Below are 19,190 nucleotides of genomic sequence, written 5' to 3'. Positions count from 1 at the left end.
AAAAAATCCAGTATAGCTCTATTATGCTCTTTTGGTTAACTACAATTTTTATCTGCTTTTCTATATCCTTATTAATGCTATCTACGCTTTCGTTGCGGGCATTGATTGCCTCGCCCTCTGTAGATGCAAAAGCTAATTATAGAATTTTAGTTGTTTGCATGTTTAGCTTTGTTTGTTTAACTTTTGGGCTTTATGCTTTGCTCGGCTCTCCTGGATTAATTAGCCCCGCTAGCGATGGCAAGCAGTATTTTGTTAAACTGGCTACACAGCAATTGGCTACACAGCATTATCAAGACGCGGCCGATAACTATAGTAAGGCTTTGAAACAAGGTGTAACAACGGCGCCGCTTTTAGTTGGCTATGTGTTAGCTCAAGCTGCGGCAAAAACTGACTTTTACATAAGTGAAGAAAATATGGTATTATTGAAGCAGGCAGCTTCTTTAGCGCCAAATGACATATACCCTGTGGTATATTTGGCCTTAGCTTTGCACCAGCGCAGAAAAAACAAAGAAGCGGTAGCAATATTGCAGCAATTTTTAACGAGTGCGCAATTAACGCAAGCAGAAAAAGCCAAAATAAAAGCTTTTATTATGCAATATAAAATCGGGTAATTTAATTATGTACTCCATAAGACATAGAAGCAGGTATCAGCAAATATTTTTGCCACTTATATTTGTAATTGCTGGTATTTTAGCTATTATCTGCACTTTATATGCCTTTAACAATATGATTAGTTTTTTTAAAACGCCATCCCAGTTAACACTTAGCGACTACAATTCAATGAAACAGCTACGTATAGGGGGATATGTAAAGCGTAATAGCTTTGCGCCAAGTAAGGCTTCTTTTCTGCTTACAGATGGCGATAAATCTGTTTTAGTTATGTATAAAGGAAAACTGCCAGCGCTTTTTCGCGAAGGACAGGGCGTTACCGTACAGGGTCATTTTATTTCGAGACCAGATGGTAGCTATGGCTTTGAGGCGACGCAAATTTTAGCAAAGCATGATGAAACTTATAGGGCGATAAAATAAGCGATGTGGATAGAAATAGGACATTTTGTTTTATGTAGCTCTGTTGCTTTAACTATAGTGCAAATTGTTTTTTGTATTGCTGGACTTAGGATGCGTAGCGAATTTTGGTTGCCCATTGTTTCCTTGTCGATTACCCTGAACGTAATTTTATTGTTATTTACTTGTCTTACGCTTTTATATGGCTTTTATGTCTCGGATTTTTCTGTAGCTATAATAGCCCAGAGTTCTGATAGCCTTAAGCCATTGTTATTTCGTCTTGGTTCTTTATGGGCAAGCTATTCGGGGTCTATGCTTTTATGGTGTTTTTTTATAAGCCAGTACAGTGCAGTGTTTGCTTTAGCAGAAAACACTTTAATAAAGGAGGTAAAGCTCGGCGTATTTTTAGTGCAATCGATAATCTTAGTCCTTTTTTTATTGTTTTTAATTTTTTTTGCTAACCCATTTTTGCGTTTGTATCCCGCTGCTTTACAAGGTACAGATTCAAGCGCTTTGCTAGAGGATATTAATCTTGTCATCCACCCGCCCTTGTTATATTTGGGCTATAGTGGGTTATCGTTAGGCTTTTCTTTGGCGTTGGTAATGCTGTTTAGACCCCTTGATGTTACTATCGAAGCGGTGATAAGGAAATATAGCAAAATTGCTTGGATTTTTTTAAGTATGGCTATGATAGCTGGGTCTTACTGGGCTTATTATGAGCTGGGGTGGGGTGGATATTGGTCTTTCGACCCTGTAGAAAACTACGCGCTTATGCCTTGGTTAGCTGCGTTAGGGGGTATGCATGCCAAAAAGTTTACCTGGTCTATAAGATTTGCTATTTTAGCTTTTAGCCTTGCTTTAATAGGCACCTTTTTTGCGAGAACAAATTTTTTATTTTCAGTACATAGTTTTGTGTCAGATAGTTTGCATAGTATCGCAGTTTTATTACTGATAGTGGCTATAATTTTACCAGCTATAGTTATTTTTTATTTTAGATTGCCTAAAATAAAGCTTCTATCTTCTGGTAGTTCTGTTTTAGCTATGTGCTTGTTTGGTGGCCTGCTTGTGCTAATTACTAGTTTATTATTTTCTAGCTTTACCCCTTTAATTTGGAATATTTTGTTCAACGTCAATATATTTATTAAACCTAGTTATTATTCATACATCAGCCTTCCGGTTATGCTGTTTTTATTAATGCTCATGCCATTTGGTAATTTATCCAAATATTGTACTATGCATTCTGTATATTATATTGTGGCTGCAATTTCTTTCTGCACAATTATATATTATTTGTTACAGCATTTGGAATTATTTCTGTTATTGCGGTTGCTATTATTGGGCTTTTGCCTATTGGTTCTGCTAATAGAATTCTATAATATTTGGCGTAAGATAAAATTTTATGCAGTTTTTGGTTTAGCTGATTTATCGTCTTTATTTGCGCATTTTGGCATAGCGATTCTTGCATTGGGTGTAATAATTAGTAGCGTATTTAGTTCCCATGTGAATACAACTTTAGCTATTGGTGAAAGTAAAATTTTTAATACTATGGGTGGGGCGTTTGAGATAAAATATAGTGACTATTCGCTTAGTACGGCGCCCAATTATGAAGCTACAAATTATATATTTACCGTACGGTCTCAAAATCAGCCAAAAACTTTATACCAATTGACTTTGCAGCAACGGCGTTATTTTCGCCAAAAACAGCAAATATCTGTAATAGCTTTACGCAATTATGGCTTTTCGCAGCTGTATTTAGCTGCACAAAATGAAAATGCTAAGCATTTAGCTATGTCTATTTCTTATAACTACAATATATTACTAATTTGGTTGGGTGCTTTTATAAGCGTATGCGGCGCTGTGTTTAGTTTGTTTGGCAAGTTAAATTATAGACTGCGTTTTATTACAAAAGTTTCATAAAAACTGCGTCTTAGAATACTATGTTATTGTTAGTAAATATTATAAACTTCGTGGAGAGATACTATGTTATATAAAAAATTAAGAAAACCAATAGTAGCAAGTAGTTTTTTTTCAATTTTTAGCGCAACGGCCCTAGTTGTTATGCCTTCTTTTTCTAATGCAGCTTTATTACCTATAGTGCCTATGAAGCAAGTAGCTCACCAAGGTTTTGCGGATTTGGTAGAACGGATAAAGCCAGCTGTAGTTTCCGTACAAGTGCGCAGTGATGAAACTAGCGATGAAAGTGATTTTACCAGCTTTTTTGATTTTCCTAATATGGACGCACTACCGGATGATAGCCCTATAAAGCGTTTTTTTAAAGATTTTGATGAAAATTTTACTCATATGAAAAAGTCGCGCCAACATGGCCGATTACACTTGGTAGCGCAAGGTTCCGGTTTTTTTATTTCGAGTGATGGTTATGTGGTTACTAATTACCACGTGGTGAATGAAGGTACTGCGTTTTCTGTAATTTTAGATAATGGTAAAGAGCTAAAGGCAAAATTACTTGGCAGCGATTCTCGTACGGATATAGCGTTATTAAAAGTAGAGGATGCTAAATCCTCTTTCCCTTTTGTAAAATTTGCTGATGATAGTAAAGTAAGAGTAGGCGATTGGGTGGTTGCTGTTGGTAACCCCTTTGGTTTAGGTGGCACAGTAACTGCGGGTATTGTTTCTGCACGTGGCCGTGATATTGGCGCTAGTGCTTATGATGATTTTATACAAATAGATGCAGCTGTAAACCGTGGTAACTCCGGTGGCCCTACTTTTGATTTATCTGGTGCCGTTGTTGGTATTAATACTGCTATTTATTCTCCTTCGGGTGGTAGTGTTGGCATAGCCTTTGCTATACCTTCGAGTACTGCCCAAAGTGTGGTGGCTCAATTAAAAGCAAAAGGCGCTGTGGAGCGGGGTTGGATAGGCGTGCAGATACAGCCGATTACTAAGGAAATAGCAGATTCTATAGGCTTGGTGCCAGCTAATGGCGCGATTATTGCTGACACTACAAAAGATGGCCCGGCTTATAAAGCAGGGCTTAAATCTGGTGATGCAATAGTAGCCGTAAATGGTGCTGCTGTTAAGGATGCTAGGGATTTAGCAAAAAAAATTGCTGATATTGCTCCACAACATACAGCCGATCTAAGCTTATGGCGCGCGGGGAAGAAAGAAACAGTAAAAATTACTGTGCAGCCAATGCCAAAAGACAAAACCCGCCACGTATTTACGCGTAGCGCTGAGGGTAGCAAAGATCTTGTAGCTCGGCAATTTGGGCTAAGCTTAAAAGAAAATGCACATGGCAAGGGTTTATTGATAATCCATGTTGACGCAGACAGCGATGCAGCGGATAAAGGATTGCGCTCTGGCGATATTTTGAAAGCTGTTAATAACCAAAAAGTGGATACGCTGAAAGATTTTAGTCAAGCTATAGAGTTAGCTAAAAAATCTGGGCGTAATGCTGTATTGTTTCAAATAGAAGATAATGAGCAAAATCGCTTTGTAGCTTTGCCACTTAAAAACTAGCATAATATGCGTATTCTAATTATAGAGGACGATAAAGAAGCGGTATATTATCTGCAGCAAGCTTTGCAAGAAGCGGGTTTGGAGGTGTATGCCGCTTTTGATGCCAAAAGTGGTTATGAAAGAGCTATGAAAAGCAATTTTGATGTTTTAATCATAGATCGGCTTTTGCCTATGGGCGACGGGTTGAGTTTAATTAGTAAATTGCGTAAAAATAATATAGATACGCCTATTTTAATTGTTTCTGCCTTAAGCACAGTAGAGGATAAAGTAAAAGGCTTGCGCTGTGGTGGCGATGATTATCTTGGTAAGCCTTATGCATTTGCAGAATTATTGGCGCGGGTTGAAGTTTTAGCCGTTAGGAAAAAGCAACAGGCTAGTGAGACTTTATTAAAGCTTGGTGATTTAACATTAGATCGTGTAGTACACAAGGCTTGGTATAACAATAATGAAATAATGTTGCAGCCACGTGAATTTTTGTTGCTTGAATATTTATTTCGTAATGCCGGGCAATTGGTAACCAGGACTATGCTTTTAGAAAATGTCTGGAATTATCATTTTGATCCGCAAACCAATGTGGTAGACGTGCACATTTCACGTCTTCGCACAAAGATGGAGCAAGCTGGCGTTCCTTCACTTTTAACCACTGTGCGTGGGCAAGGCTATATATTAAATGCGAGTTTATAGAACTACTGCCTTTCGATTGAGTTTATGCTATCTTTTTTTATTTGGGCTCGTTGCCATTTTATTTTGGCATTATATGACGTTTTCGTCTATTTCGCTGCTTTCAGAGCAAACCTATAGTAGTTTGCAAAAAGAGCGCTATAGTTTAGCCAATCTATATAAGCAAAAGGGGCTACAAGTTTTATTACGCGAGATAGATAAGCGATCGCGACATCCTGGTGCTTTTTTATATGTTTTATTGGACCCTTTGGGCCGAATAGTACAAGCAAATGCCGAGCAAGTAGAAACAGATAATCTACGCGGCCCGACACATTCTTACAGCTACCTGCATTATGGTCAAGAAGCAGAGCATTACGCGCATAAAGCTATGGCAGTTAGTCTAACCTTACAAAATGGGTTTCGCTTGCTTATAGGCCGAGATCTTAATGATTTAGATAAATATATCAAAATAACTTCTCATGCTTTATTTGCTGCGCTTATTTTGATGTTTATCGGGGCATTTTTGATATGGTTTTTTGTTTCTCGCCGGGTATTAAAAACTATAGATAATATCACCAAAGCTAGTGGACGCATAATGGCCGGAGATTTGACGGAAAGACTACCCGTATCCTGCAGTAATGATGAGCTAGCTCGTTTAGTTGTTAATTTAAATGTTATGCTAGAAAAAATAGAAAAATTGAATAGCGGGATAAAGGAAATTTCTGATAATGTGGCGCATGATCTAAAAACTCCCCTAACGCGACTTAAAAATATAGCTCAGGCTTCTTTGATACATGCGCAAAGCCCTGATTTTTCTGCAGCTATGTATCAAAACTCTCTTAGCGCTATAATAGGTCAAGTTGACCAGATTATTACGACTTTTAATGCTATTTTATTAGTTTCAAGATTAGAAACAAGTAATTCTACAGAAATTTTGAGTTACTTAAATGTAAAAGATTTATTGCTGGATGTAATAGAGTTTTGCGCTCCCGTAGCGCAGAATGCTGGTATAGAGCTAAGTGTGGGGCAAACATTTGATTATTCGATGTTTCTTAATCGTGAGCTAGTAGCGCAAGCATTGTTTAATATTTTTGACAATGCCATTAAATATGGCGCTAGCAATGCCGAGCCAAGCCGCGTTACAATTGATATGCAGCTGGAGGTTATGGCGAATAGCATTGAAAATTTGTTGATTATTGTACAAGATAATGGCGAAGGCGTGAATGAACAAGAGTTAGAAAAGCTTAGCGAGCGTTTTTATCGGGCCGAAAAAAGCAGAACTCAACCAGGTATAGGTATAGGGCTTAATTTAGTTAAGGCTGTTATGCATTTTCATAATGGCGCTATGGCTCTTAGCAATACTGGGAATGGCTTTAAGGTCGTACTATCTTTTCCAAATAATAAGGGTGAACCTTATGCGGGCAGGTAAATAGAAACAGTTGTTCCTTTATGTTCTTGCGATTCTATTTTTAGTTGTCCATTATGTAGTTCAATTAGGGACTTAGAGATGGCTAACCCAAGGCCGGAGCCAGCATAAGTTTTGCTAAATTGGTTTTCTACTTGTTCAAAAGGTCTGCCTAACTTTGCTAATGCTTCAGCAGAAATACCAACTCCGTTGTCGCTTATTTGAATAGCTACAATATTATTTTTTTGTATTGCTGAAATTGTTATTTGACCTTTTGGTAAACTGAATTTCACTGCATTTGATAAAATATTTAAGAAGACTTGTTTAATTGCACGTTTATCTATGTTGGCTGGTAAAGTTTCTGGCATATTTAGCTCGGCACTGAGCTCTTTTTCGCTAATATTAGGCGCAAAAAATCTTTGTGTTTCTTGTATTATAGGTATTATATCTTCTTTTTGCAAATCTAGGCTAAAGCGTCCGGCTTCAATTTTAGACATGTCCAAAATATCATTAATCAAAGTTAGCAAATGCTTGCCTGAGGCATGTATGTCATTTATGTACTCCTGATACCTCTCATTGGCTAGGGGACCAAAAGTAGCCGAAAGCATCATTTGCGAAAAGCCAATAATTGCATTTAGTGGGGTGCGTAATTCATGGGACATATTTGCTAAAAATTCTGACTTTGCTTTATTAGCGTTTTCTGCTTTTTCTTTTTCAGTTTGTAGTTTTTTAGTTAACTGAATATTTTCATTACCTTTGATTTTCATTTGCTGAATTATATCTAGTAATGATTGGTGTTTTTCTTCTAGATGTTTATTGTTTAGTTTAAATTGTGATATATCTGTAGCTATGGAAACCAGACCACCGTCGCTAGTTTTTTTGTCATTTACCTTTACCCAATTATTTGTGTCTAGCTGTCTTTCGTAAATCTTTAGCCCATCTGCCTCATAAATAATCTCTGCTGCTGTTGGGCCTATTTGTGACTTAGTTTCTATATTTGTACGTAACACGCCGGGCTGTAATAAATGCTCTGGCAATCCGGTGTGTTTGCGGTATTTGCTGTTGCACATAACCAAGCGATTATCCTTGTCCCACAAAGCAAAAGACTCAGATATATTTTCTATAGCTTCGCGTGTTTGTAAATCCGATTGCTCTATTTTGCAAGCTAATTCATATTGGTCACTAATATCAAAAGACATGCCGATAAGATGGGGCAAGCTAGAACTGTCTAGCTGTGCTTTTAAGCGTATCCACACGCAGTGGCCCTGTGCATGACGTATAGGTAAATTGAGATCTATATCATGTAGGTTGCTTTTTAATAAGGCATTCGCTATTTCATATAGGTCTATTGTTTCGTCATTGATTAAGTCGTTAATAGCGTCTATAGATAAGGGACCTGATAGGGGCTTGTACCCTAGCATTGTGTAAAGTGAAGAAGACCAGAAAACCCTGCCAGTTGCCAAATGCCAGTCCCACATACCACATTGAGCGCTGTCCATTGCAGCAGAAAATCTAGAGTTTGCATCCCGTAGGAGAGTTTCGTAGCTTTTTGTGTATAGGAATTGTTTATAATAAGCGTATAGTAAAGAAGAGCAGATAAGTAATAGTGCTGCAATTTCTAATATCGCCCAATATATTTCTTTTTTTAAGTCCAGGGCAGCTTCATCGGAAAGATAGGTAAGAACGCTATAAGAGGCCACGGGTGTTGTTGCTTTATATATAAGTGCTTTATGTTCTTTTTTATTCGGCAAAAGATTTTCGTTACTGGCTAGTAAAGCCCCATTGGGCGATAATATCTCAATGATTAAAGAGGATTGTATTGGTAGAAGACTTTTGGCCCACGTCTGTTGCAGTAACTCTTTGGCTTGCTCCGATGTGAGATTTTTGTTTTCTTTAACAGTTTGGTTTATGGCCAGTAGCAAACCATTTGCCGTTGCGTGTATTTGGGCCTTTATATATTGCTCTTTTTTGTTTTTTTCTTGTTTGAAATGGACCAGAAAGATACTGCTTATAGCAACCAAGAAAACACAAAAAGCTCCTATAACATAAAAATGGGTGTAGGTTCTGATTTTGAATAAAGAGGCGTGTAGATAATGTGGCCAAAAAGCTACAGTTGGTTTATTAATAACCCCAGTGGTTTTATTATAAGCCGACTTAGCCACATTTTGTGCGCCAGAATTTATCATAGGTAATCCTACCAAAATTAAAATTTATACATAGAGTGAATCAAAACTGATTCATTATGTCTAGAGTTATTTTAATAAATTATTAATTTTTATGATAACTAGCTGAAAATAAAGAATTTTATATTATTTATGCCTCTTTTTTTAACATACGGGATAATATATCTGCTATATCATTTGAAATAGTTGGTTTTTCAAGCATGTTTTCTAATACAGCTTTGGCCTGTGCATAGCGCTTTGGCTCAAATTTTTGCCAATCGCCAAACGCTCCCAAGAGATTCGCTGCTAAATGCGGATTATGCGGGTCAATTTGTAATATTATCTTGCTCACAAATTGATATCCTGCGCCATCTTCTGCATGAAAATTAACTAGATTACCGTAAGCGAAGCTGCCTATTAGCGCTCTAACCCTATTTGGGTTATTAAAAGAAAAGGCCGCATGTTTGCACAAAGCTTTTACTTGTGCCAGACTTTCAGTCGAGCTTACCGTTGCTTGTAATGCAAACCACTTATCCATAACCAAAGGGGTTTCTGCATATAGATTTTCAAAATCCTTTAGAGCTTGATTGGTGTTCTCGGCTTTCGGGAATTTATGAAGTAGCATACTTAAAGCTGCAACACGCATTGTTAAGTTATCCGCATTATTATATTGCTCATATGCGCGGGTTGGAGAGTTTTCGTATAATGAAATATAAAATATGGCTATATTATATAGGGCGCGTTTGCCAGCCTCTTCTGCGATAGGGCTATAATTGGCCTGTGGAGCAAATTTTGTTAATATGTCTTTAAAGATTTCTATATTAGCTTTTGCTATATTTTCTTGCATGACACAACGGGCTTTGTAAATATGCTCGGGATTAAGGTTCTCTTTTAGATATTGTGCAATTTCTCGTTCGCTGGGCAAACTTAGATAGGTAGCTTTTAAAGCTGGCTCTAGCTCGCTATTATTGGCTATAGCTTGCATCGCTTGCGCAATATCCGGATCTAATTCTGAAGTGTGTACATTATTGTTTGTTGTATAGTTTTTTATTATAGCGGCTAGTTTTTCTAAACTTAGTTGCTGTAAATTATGCCAGATATTTACTGGATCTTTGTCGTGTTTTATCAAAAACAGCCGGTCTTGCTCTGCGCTATGTCCGTTTACATATTTTTTTTCTATGGTTACTGGACTTGATAAGCCGCATAATAGTGAAACATATGGCATGTCTGCTAAAGCATGAAATTCAAAACTGTCCTTTTCTTTAGTAAGCAAAAGCAGGCCATGTTGTAAAAGCTGTCCTTGCTGGCTAAGCAAATTAAAATTGATGGGAATGCTCATAGGCTGGAGTTTTTGATTATTTGTGCCTTGTTGCAAACTTTGCTCTAATTGAATTTTCAGCGTAGAGTTTTCAAAAGATATTAATGCTTTAATATGTGGTGTTCCAGATTGTGAGTACCATAACATGAACTGGCTGAGATCTTGGTTGCTTACATGTTCGAAACATGCAACAAAGTCTTCTACAGTACAGGCCTGTCCATCATGAATTTCGAAATAACGGTCCATAGCTTTGTGAAAGTGTTGTTCTCCTAGCATAGTGTGCAGCATGCGTACGAGCTCTGCGCCTTTTTCATAAACTGTAGTGGTGTAAAAATTATTGATTTCACTATATTGGTTGGGCCTTACCGGATGAGATAAGGGCCCAGCATCTACTGAAAATTGGCTAGCTATTAATTGGCGCACGTCATTTATGCGCTGTACCGCGGCGGAGCGCTCTGCCGCGCGGAATCTTTGGTCTCTATAAACTGTTAGGCCTTCTTTTAAGCATAGCTGAAACCAATCGCGACATGTTATACGATTGCCTGTCCAATTATGAAAATATTCGTGGGCAACTACACGTTCAACGCCAGCATAGTCACTATCTGTGGCAGTTTCTTTATCTGCTAAAATGCATTTGTCATTAAAAATATTGAGCCCTTTATTTTCCATAGCTCCCATATTAAAATCGCTGACCGCAACTATATTGAACAGAGCTAAATCATATTCACGTGAAAATTGTTTTTCATCCCATATCATGGCGCGCTTTAGTGAGTCCATAGCAAAGGCTGCTCTGCTAGTCTTAGCTTTTTCTGTATATATAGCCAGGTCAACTTTTTTCTTGCTGGCGGTTATAAAGCTGTCTTTAAGAACGTCTAAATCACCAGCCACCAAAGCAAATAAGTAGCACGGTTTAGGAAAGGGGTCATGCCATCTGGCAAAATGCCTATTTTCGTTTAGATCGCCAGTCTCTATTAAATTTCCATTAGATAATAAAATAGGGCATTTGGTTTTATCTGCTTCTATATATACTGTATATACACTTAAAACATCTGGGCGGTCGTAAAAATAGGTAATGCGCCTAAAGCCCTCAGCCTCACATTGTGTACAAAAAATGCCATTAGAGCGATAAAGTCCCATAAGCTGCAAGTTGCTATCTGGGTTTATTTTAGTGGTAATTTCTAAGGTGAAATTTGTAGCTGGGATTTGTAAAATTTCTAATTCATTAGGGCTAGCTCTATAAGCAGATTTATCAATAATCTGTCCATTAATGCTTATTGCTTGTAAATCTAAATCGTCACCATTTAAAATCAACGGGACTAATTTTTGTTGTTCTGTGCGTATTTCTAATCTAGCTTTTACAATAGTATGCTCTGTACCTAAATAGAATTCTAAATCTATTTTGGGGATAGAATAGGGGGTGGGTTTATAGTCACTAAGATAGTAAATTGGGCGTTTAGTCATTTGGCACCTATTCTGTTAAGCTGGTTTTTATATTTAATATGGCTTGCCATAAATGCTTGGCCATGTTGGGCGTTATAGTATTAATATTTTTGACATCGTAGCTTGTAATAACTTTGGCTGTTGTATGCATTTTCGCCGCGTTAGCTAATGAAGCAGAGCTTATGCTGCCTAAAAGCAATAATATTTTAGGTTGCAAGAGATTAATGAGTTGCTCTGCAAAAGGTAAGCATAATTTTATTTGTTGTGCAGAGGGCGCCGCCCCTCCTAAAGGATGCCAAAAAACTAAATTTGCTTTAGCTATGTTTTTATTTTTTAGTCCAGCGGTGTCAAGCATCTTATCCAAAAGTTCGCTATGCTTCCCGGTAAATAATTCGCCTGTTTTATCTTCTGTGCTGTTTGGATAGTCGCTAAAAATTAATATATCGCAGGGGGCCGGCTTAGGCATTGCAGTGAAAAAACATAAATTATTAGCAATTTTTTCTAAATTAAGCTCTTCTGAGCTAGCAACTATCCTTTTCAATTCACTGAGCGTGGTTATTTTTGGCTTTTTTACTATTATAGGAGTAGGCTTTGGGGAAGCCGTAGGTGCTAGCAATCTATTCTGTGGCAGAGGCGCGATTATATAGTCATTATTATCTAAGATAAAAATCTCAGCAATATCGGAAAAGGAAAAATTATTATGCGCGGCTAAAACCATAATGCGTAGCATACTACAATATAGTCAGTTTTTTGCAAAGTTTTTTGCAAATTAGCAAATTTATTTGATAATTCTTTCGTTTATAAATTTCTTGTCTAAAGCTAACTTTATTTGTAGCGGCTAAAAAGCTGCAAAAATATTCTGCGGCTTGCGGGCCTTGTATTTGCTCGTCTATAGGCAAGCTATAGCTTACTAATAATAAATGGGCAGAAGATGTTAGACATTGTGCTATAAAATAGGCAAGCTTTTGTAACTCTTCTGGCGTTAGATAATATAGAAATTCTGACAAAATTATTAAATCAAATTTTTTATATAATAGCTTGGGCATGTTATAGGGGATTTTGGTTTGTATAAAGTGGATATTATTATGTTTGCTACAAATATGCTTTGCGCGCTTTAGAGCTAGTGTGGAGCTGTCTATAGCATAGACAGACTTTGCCATGGATGCGAGTTTGTCCGTAAAAACGCCAATTGAACATCCTAGCTCTAATATGCGATTATAATTTTGTTTTGGCAGCGTTTTTAGACTGGTTAAATATTTTTCTTCTTCATAGCGAGAAGTCAAATAATCCCACGGATCAAAGCTATTTTCATATAATAAGTCAAAGCGGTCTTTCATTATATTATTTTAAGGCTCAGGAAATACTCGGGGCTGTGGATTAGATGTTCAAGCGTTTCTTGCTGCATGATAAAGCCGTCAGGATCATCATTTATCAAAGCAGTCATTTGTGTTCTATGTGCTAAACTGGCTGCCTTTTTACGCTCTAGATAGGGCTGGGGGTCGAAAGTAAAGCACTTATAATTTTGTAGAGCTTTTGTCCTGATAAAACGGCCCCAAACAGAATAAAAATAAAGCTGTGCATTTTTGAGGTAACGTTGCTGCAATAATAAAGCGATTTTGGCTGTATTTTTGTGATCTATATGTGGGTCAAAAAGCCAACTAGCCCATATTGCTTTTATATTTGTATATGCTAGCAATGTTGCTATAGTTTCTGCAGCTTTTAGCTGTTCTTTGCCGTTATTTGGACTGTGTTGATCTATATAATTTAACCAATAGGTTTTTGCTTTGCCATTAGTTAATATATCACAGGATTTTATGAATTCTTTGCGGCGTGTGTCAATTAGCCTTTGTGGAAACCAATCGCGGGAATTTTGGTGTGAGGCTCGGCCATCTGTAAGGCATATTATATGTATATCTGTTGCCATATCGCTTGCTGCTGCTATAGCTGCTCCGCAGCCTAAGGCTTCGTCATCTGGATGAGGCGCCAAAACAACTATGGGGCCATTGGCAGATAAGCTGCTTATGCTTATGTTATCGGCGGCTATTTTTAATAATGTACCTTTAGCAAATGCTGTTACCATAGCCATAAATCCGGTGCTTGCAATAAAATCTCGGCTGCTTTTTGTAATTTTTGATCTGGGGCGGCTTGGCGTAGAAACAAACCTAGATCTCGGCGTCTTTGTTCAATTTCATACGAGGTTAAAAAAGCTTGTACTCCCAGAGCCTTTTCACAAAGATTTAATATATAAAGACAGCTATTTTCAGTTATTTTGCGGGCGCTGAGTGCAGCCGCGACCCCTAGATTAGTTGTTTCTACAGAAATTTGGTTGGCGCTTTGCTCTATTTGTCTTATGGCTTGAGAAAGGCTGGCTGCGCAAGATAGGGCTGCTATTTTTGCTTTGCCTAAACGCGCGATTTGAATAGGGTCCCTAACTCTATTACGTTGCTGCAGCATTATCTGCCAGTCATTTATTATAGCTTCAGCACAGCCTAATTGTATAGCGCAATAACGCCAAACCCCGCCGTCGAAATATGGCTCTTTAAAATAATCATCAGCTACGCCTATAAAATCCTGTTCGCTTATTACTATATTGCTAAAGTCATATTCGCCTGAGGCTGTAGCGCGCATTCCGCTGGCTTGCCAATGTTTAATCTGCGCTCTTGCCTTGTTTTTTACATCTATTATTGCTAACATTAAGCCAGTTTGGCTAGTTTTTTCTATAGTAATTATTGCAAAATCTAATAAATCTGCTCCAGAGGCATAAATTTTGTTACCATCAAGAATGTATTGGCTTTGGCCTCGCTGCTGGGCTTGCAGTGGTTTGTCGCCGTTAGTAGCCCAAACTCCGACAAGCTGATTATTTGCTAGGGCAGTAAAAATTTTATGTTTTAATTCTGGATTAGCATAGCAGTCAATCAATTGCACAGCGTTAAAATGACCTTCAAAAATACGACCAAAAGAAGGATTGGCATAGCCCAAGGCCCGCATATGAACAAAAGCATTTTGATAGTCGGCATTATTAGCTAAGGCTAAATCTTGTCCTCCATAAGCTTTTGGTAAACATGCTTTAAATAACCCCGCTTGCTTGGCTAAGCTGCACGCATAAGCAAGACCTGCTGTTTCGCTATTTTTATAATCGTTTTTTAATTTTTTAAAAATTGGCTTTGCTAAATGTTCAAACATACTAAAATAACATAGGACGAGTTAATTGTTAAAACAGACTCGTTATTTGTTTTTGAAAAGTTTTTTTGGTGACCTAGCTAATAAATTAGCTGGATTTATTTAAGGGGAGTGAGATGAGCAAAGATATTAAGCAGCCCAAGACAGAAAAAGGCAAAGCAGGCGAGTTGCATCAACTAGCGGGCGATGGCTTTGTTGGGCTAACTACAGCGCAGGGCGCTGCGGTTTCAGACAATCAAAATAGTTTGCGTGCTGGTGTTAGTGGGCCCACTCTTTTAGAAGATTTTCATTTTCGTGAAAAGCTTTTTCATTTCGACCATGAACGTATTCCAGAGCGGGTTGTTCATGCTAGGGGGGTTGGAGCGCACGGTTATTTTGAAACGTTAAAGTCTATTTCTCAGTTAACAAAAGCCGCCCTGTTTCAAACTGTTGGTGAACGTACCCCCGTTTTTGCACGTATTTCTACTGTAGCTGGTAATAAGGGCTCTATGGATTTAGCGCGTGATGTACGTGGCTTTGCGGTGAAATTTTATACTAAAGAGGGCAACTGGGATCTTGTCGGCAATAATATGCCAGTGTTTTTTATACAAGATGCTATAAAATTTCCAGACGTTATACATGCTGTAAAAGCGGCTCCAGACCGTGATTTTCCTCAGGCCCAGAGTGCTCACGATAATTTTTGGGACTATATTTCTCTTACGCCAGAAGCGATGCATATGGTGATGTGGATTATGTCTGATCGTGCTATACCGCGTAGTTTACGATTTATTGAAGGGTTTGGCGTGCATAGTTTTCGTTTTATCAATGTTGAAAATAAATCTAGTTTTGTTAAATTTCATTGGAAGCCTAAATTAGGCATGCAATCTGTTGTTTGGAATGAAGCAGTAAAAATTAATGGTGCCGATCCTGATTTTCATCGCCGTGACTTATGGCAAAGTATAAAAACTGGACAATATCCCGAATGGGAGCTAGGGGTGCAGGTTTTTGATGATGAATGGGCTAAAAAATTTGAGTTTGATATTTTAGACCCAACGAAGCTTATACCGGAAGAATTGTGCCCGGTTGAGATAATAGGGCGTATGGTGTTAGACCGTATGCCAGATAATTTTTTTGCTGAAACAGAACAAGTTGCTTTTTGTACGCAAAATATTGTGCCTGGCATTGATTTTTCTGACGATCCTTTACTGCAGGGTAGGAATTTTTCTTATTTGGACACACAAATAAAACGTTTAGGTAGTCCAAATTTTACTCATTTGCCTATCAACGCCCCGAAATGTCCTTTTCACCATTTTCAACAAGATGGCCATATGGCCTTTCACACTCCTGTAGGGCGGGCTAATTACGAGCCAAATAGTTGGGGCGCTAAAGATGGCGGCCCACGTGAACAAAAAGAAGCAGGTTATCATTCTTTTCCACAAGAAATAGGAGGCAAAAAACTTCGCGAGCGTAGCCCTAGTTTTGGCGATCATTACTCGCAAGCACGGCAATTTTATATTAGTCAAACTAAAATCGAGCAGAAACATATTATCGCTGCGTTGAGTTTTGAATTATCAAAATGTGCTCATTTGCACATTCGTCGTGCCATGATAGCGCATTTGCTTAACATTGATACCAGTTTGGCGCAAAGCGTAGCCGATAATATAGGTCTTGAGTCTTTGCCAGCGCCTGCTGAAACTGCTGTGCCTGCGCGTACCGATTTGCCGCCTTCACCAGCATTGAGTATTTTAAAAAATGGACCGAAGGCTTTCAAGGGGCGAAAAATTGGTGTGTTGTTAAGCGATGCTATAGACAGCAGTTTATTGCAAACTATAGAACATATTGCAAAAAAGCATGAAGTTAATATTGAGCGTATTGCTATGAAAGTAGGCGGTATTGTTGATAAAGATGGGAAAAAAGTTAACGTACATCACCAGATAGATGGCGCACCTAGTGTGTTGTTTGACGCTATTTTGCTGTTAATAGCGGAACCCCAGATTACTGCGATGGTAAAAAAGCCAGCGATTCGTGATTTTATAAATGATGCATATGCCCACTATAAATTCATTGGCTATAATGATGCATCTAAGCCATTTTTTGCCAAATTGGATCTTTCTGCGCGGATGGATGATGGCTTTATGGAAGTAAATCATGCAGCAGATGTTGAAAAATTTATTGCTAGCTGTGGCGACATACGTTTTTGGCAACGGATAGATGCAGCTTAGTCTTTTATAAGTTTATAGACGTAGCCTTTTGCTAGCTTTACAGCGCGTGTCAAATCGTAGTCTTTGGCTAGTAACGCAGTAATTGCACTGGAAAGGGCGCAGCCAGTACCGCGCATTTGTTGAGGCAGAAATTTTTGCTTAAAATATCGCGGAGCGTTATTTCGGGTTAATAAAATATCAATAGCCTCAACACAAGACGCAGCGTGCCCACCTTTTATCAATAGTGCGTTCAGCTTTGTTGTTTGCATTAATTTTTTGCCTTGTATAATTGCTTGTTCTATAGTTGTTGCTTCTTTTTCTTGTACGAAAAGGCTTAGCTCTGGTAGATTAGGTGTTAAAAGACTAATTTTGTTTAGCAATAGCTGACTTATCGAGTTGACCATATTTGGTTGGCTTAACATATAGCCAGAGCTAGATTTTATCACAGGGTCTAGCACAATGGGTATAGTTAGGTTTTGAATCTTTTGCTCGATAAGTTTAACATTCTCTATAGAACCGATCATGCCAATTTTTATAGCCGCTATCTTTTGTGCCTGCCTAGCACAATCGATTTGCGCAGAAAGTAAATCTGGTTGGGTTAGTTCAATATGTTGCACGCTATAATTATCTTGTACGTTAATAGCAGTTAGGGCTATGGCTGACTTTACTTTAAAAAATTCTAATGCTGCTATGTCCCGTACTATGCCAGCGCCGCCAGTTGGGTCTGTTCCAGCAATTACTAAGGCGCATTTTTTTTTCATTATTTGCGCCAATTTTCAGTTGTGTTTAGCCATTCTAACGTCCGGCCTTTGGGGTCGCTATGCAGCGAAATATCTGTAACCACAGCTATACTATCTGCTCCCGCCTGTAGTGCTAGTAGGGCGCGTTGTGGGGTAAAGCCACCAATAGCTACTAATGGTAGGTTGCCTATAGTTTTTTTCCAAATGGTTAGTTTTTCTATGCCTTGTGGTGGCCAAGGCATTTTTTTTAATTTTGTTTCATAAACTGGCCCGAGTGCTATATAGGCCAGATTTACTCCTTTAGTTTTTAGCGATAGAGCAATTTGTAATTCCTGTTTGCTATGGGTGCTTACGCCGAGCTTTATTCCAGATCGTGCTATAGCAGCAATATCGCAGTTAGCTAAATCTTCTTGACCAAGATGTATAAAATCACAGCCTGCTTCTAGCGCCAATTGCCAGTGATCATTGATAATTAATTGGCAATTATATTTATTGCAGAGATTTTTGGCGCTTATTATATTTTGTTGCAATGTTGCTGCCGAGGCGTTTTTTATGCGTAATTGCACCAGCTTTATTCCTAGCGGAATTAGCTGCTCTAATAAAGAATTATTATCTGTTATGAGGTAAAAGGGGTCTAATATTTGTTTATTCAAAATTTGCTAAGCCTAAATTAGGGGTAGAGGGAAAAGCCATGTCTCGAGGGGATAATAAGCCAGATTGGTAGCCCAGTCGGCCTGCTTGTACAGCTAATTTAAACGCTTTTGCCATTAGCTCTGGGTTTGCTGCTTTTGCTACTGCTGTATTCAGTAAAACAGCATCATAGCCTAGCTCCATAGCTTTAGTTGCATGGGATGGCCGGCCAAGGCCAGCGTCAATTATTAGCGTCGTATCTGGCAAATAGTTTCGCAACGACCTTAATTTATAGTTATTTTCTATACCGCGTGCAGAACCTATAGGGGCGCACCACGGCATTATAACTTTGCAGCCCATAGAGCGTAATTTTTGTGCTACCACCAGGTCTTCGGTGGTATAGGGAAAAACTTGAAACCCTTCTTTGATAAGTATAGCGGCAGCTTCAACCAGTTCAAATACATTTGGCTGTAGGCTATCTTCATTTGCTATTAGTTCTAATTTTATCCAGTTGGTTTTAAAAATTTCGCGTGCGCATAGGGCCGTAGTTACGGCTTCTTTTACGCTATAGCAACCAGCGGTATTTGGTAATATGGTTAGCTGCATATCTTGCAAAAATTGCCAAAAGCTTCCGCTTTGTTTGCCGCTTGCCATTTCGCGCCTTATAGAAACGGTTATAATTTCGGCTTCTGCCTCTAGGATAGCTTTTTGCAAAACTGTTAATGAAGGATATTGTGCTGTACCTAATAAAAATCTAGAGCGAAAAGTTTTATTATAAAGCTTTAGCATAGTCATCCACCTTGCATGGGGGTCAAAATCTCAATAGCGTCATTATCTTTTAATAAATATTTCTGACGTTTATCCGCTGGTACTAATTCGCTATTTACAGCAGTAGCAAACCATGGTTGTGTATAGTCCAGCTCTATCAATAATTCTTCTAAGTTATTTGCTTGGCTGTTGGTTTTTTCGCCATTAATAATTAGCTCCATTAAT

General features: G+C 38.2%; 17 protein-coding genes. 7 read left to right on the top strand and 10 right to left on the bottom strand.

Annotation, left to right across the window (positions count from 1 at the left end):
• The first annotated feature begins 23 nt into the window (after nucleotides 1-23).
• The 6 genes from QVL57_RS00985 to QVL57_RS00960 all read left to right on the top strand — a co-directional run bounded on the left by QVL57_RS00985 (nucleotide 24) and on the right by QVL57_RS00960 (nucleotide 6,571).
• The gene (locus tag QVL57_RS00985; protein ID WP_290076759.1) at nucleotides 24-611 is read left to right on the top strand and encodes a hypothetical protein; all 588 of its coding nucleotides are present in this window, start codon (nucleotides 24-26) and stop codon (nucleotides 609-611) included.
• A 7-nt stretch (nucleotides 612-618) separates the two neighbouring features.
• Complete coding sequence (locus QVL57_RS00980; RefSeq protein WP_290076758.1) at nucleotides 619-1,029, top strand: cytochrome c maturation protein CcmE; 411 nt, start codon at nucleotides 619-621, stop codon at nucleotides 1,027-1,029.
• Between the two features lie 3 nt (nucleotides 1,030-1,032).
• A complete protein-coding gene (gene ccsA, locus QVL57_RS00975; protein ID WP_290076757.1) occupies nucleotides 1,033-2,922 on the top strand; it encodes a cytochrome c biogenesis protein CcsA in 1,890 nt (629 codons plus the stop codon).
• Nucleotides 2,923-2,985: 63 nt separating this feature from the next.
• Nucleotides 2,986-4,482 (top strand): Do family serine endopeptidase, encoded by a 1,497-nt coding sequence (locus tag QVL57_RS00970; RefSeq protein ID WP_290076756.1) that lies wholly within the window; start codon nucleotides 2,986-2,988, stop codon nucleotides 4,480-4,482.
• Nucleotides 4,483-4,488: 6 nt separating this feature from the next.
• On the top strand, nucleotides 4,489-5,166 hold the full coding sequence (locus QVL57_RS00965) for a response regulator transcription factor (protein WP_290076754.1): 678 nt from the start codon (nucleotides 4,489-4,491) through the stop codon (nucleotides 5,164-5,166).
• A 73-nt stretch (nucleotides 5,167-5,239) separates the two neighbouring features.
• Nucleotides 5,240-6,571, top strand: coding sequence for a HAMP domain-containing sensor histidine kinase (locus tag QVL57_RS00960; protein WP_290076752.1), 1,332 nt, complete (start codon nucleotides 5,240-5,242; stop codon nucleotides 6,569-6,571).
• Here QVL57_RS00960 and QVL57_RS00955 read toward each other — a convergent pair.
• From QVL57_RS00955 to QVL57_RS00930, 6 genes are all read right to left on the bottom strand, one after another.
• A complete protein-coding gene (locus QVL57_RS00955; RefSeq protein WP_290076750.1) occupies nucleotides 6,556-8,733 on the bottom strand; it encodes a PAS domain-containing sensor histidine kinase in 2,178 nt (725 codons plus the stop codon). The genes QVL57_RS00960 and QVL57_RS00955 overlap by 16 nt on opposite strands.
• Before the next feature lie 127 nt (nucleotides 8,734-8,860).
• Nucleotides 8,861-11,488, bottom strand: a complete 2,628-nt coding sequence (gene pepN / locus QVL57_RS00950; protein WP_290076748.1) for an aminopeptidase N — start codon at nucleotides 11,486-11,488, stop codon at nucleotides 8,861-8,863.
• Between the two features lie 7 nt (nucleotides 11,489-11,495).
• Entirely contained in the window at nucleotides 11,496-12,185 is a 690-nt protein-coding gene (locus QVL57_RS00945; RefSeq protein WP_290076746.1) for a uracil-DNA glycosylase family protein, read from the bottom strand.
• 13 nt (nucleotides 12,186-12,198) lie between these two features.
• Nucleotides 12,199-12,804, bottom strand: a complete 606-nt coding sequence (locus tag QVL57_RS00940) for an SAM-dependent methyltransferase (protein ID WP_290076744.1) — start codon at nucleotides 12,802-12,804, stop codon at nucleotides 12,199-12,201.
• Nucleotides 12,804-13,547 (bottom strand): PIG-L deacetylase family protein, encoded by a 744-nt coding sequence (locus tag QVL57_RS00935; RefSeq protein WP_290076743.1) that lies wholly within the window; start codon nucleotides 13,545-13,547, stop codon nucleotides 12,804-12,806. Before QVL57_RS00935 ends, QVL57_RS00940 begins: the two co-directional genes overlap by 1 nt.
• Nucleotides 13,541-14,650 (bottom strand): acyl-CoA dehydrogenase family protein, encoded by a 1,110-nt coding sequence (locus QVL57_RS00930; protein WP_290076741.1) that lies wholly within the window; start codon nucleotides 14,648-14,650, stop codon nucleotides 13,541-13,543. The genes QVL57_RS00935 and QVL57_RS00930 overlap by 7 nt, the downstream gene beginning before the upstream one ends.
• 113 nt (nucleotides 14,651-14,763) lie before the next feature.
• Between QVL57_RS00930 and QVL57_RS00925 the strand changes: the two genes are divergently transcribed.
• Nucleotides 14,764-16,848 (top strand): catalase, encoded by a 2,085-nt coding sequence (locus QVL57_RS00925; RefSeq protein WP_290076739.1) that lies wholly within the window; start codon nucleotides 14,764-14,766, stop codon nucleotides 16,846-16,848.
• Here QVL57_RS00925 and QVL57_RS00920 read toward each other — a convergent pair.
• From QVL57_RS00920 to thiS, 4 genes are read right to left on the bottom strand one after another with little or no spacing between them, the layout of a single operon-like run.
• The gene (locus tag QVL57_RS00920; protein WP_290076737.1) at nucleotides 16,845-17,588 is read right to left on the bottom strand and encodes a hydroxymethylpyrimidine/phosphomethylpyrimidine kinase; all 744 of its coding nucleotides are present in this window, start codon (nucleotides 17,586-17,588) and stop codon (nucleotides 16,845-16,847) included. The two genes, QVL57_RS00925 and QVL57_RS00920, sit on opposite strands and share 4 nt — an antisense overlap.
• Nucleotides 17,588-18,220 carry a thiamine phosphate synthase gene (locus tag QVL57_RS00915; protein WP_290076735.1) on the bottom strand — a complete coding sequence of 211 codons (633 nt, stop codon included), beginning with the start codon at nucleotides 18,218-18,220 and terminating at the stop codon, nucleotides 17,588-17,590. The genes QVL57_RS00920 and QVL57_RS00915 overlap by 1 nt, the downstream gene beginning before the upstream one ends.
• Nucleotides 18,213-18,986, bottom strand: coding sequence for a thiazole synthase (locus QVL57_RS00910; protein ID WP_290076733.1), 774 nt, complete (start codon nucleotides 18,984-18,986; stop codon nucleotides 18,213-18,215). Before QVL57_RS00910 ends, QVL57_RS00915 begins: the two co-directional genes overlap by 8 nt.
• Nucleotides 18,987-18,988: 2 nt before the next feature.
• Nucleotides 18,989-19,186: a sulfur carrier protein ThiS gene (thiS, locus tag QVL57_RS00905; protein ID WP_290076731.1), complete on the bottom strand. Its 198-nt coding sequence runs from the start codon at nucleotides 19,184-19,186 to the stop codon at nucleotides 18,989-18,991.
• Nucleotides 19,187-19,190: the final 4 nt, after the last annotated feature.

Source organism: Bartonella sp. TP, from assembly GCF_030406085.1.
Classification (GTDB): domain Bacteria; phylum Pseudomonadota; class Alphaproteobacteria; order Rhizobiales; family Rhizobiaceae; genus CALTWN01.
This window is presented reverse-complemented; position numbering and strand designations above follow the sequence as displayed.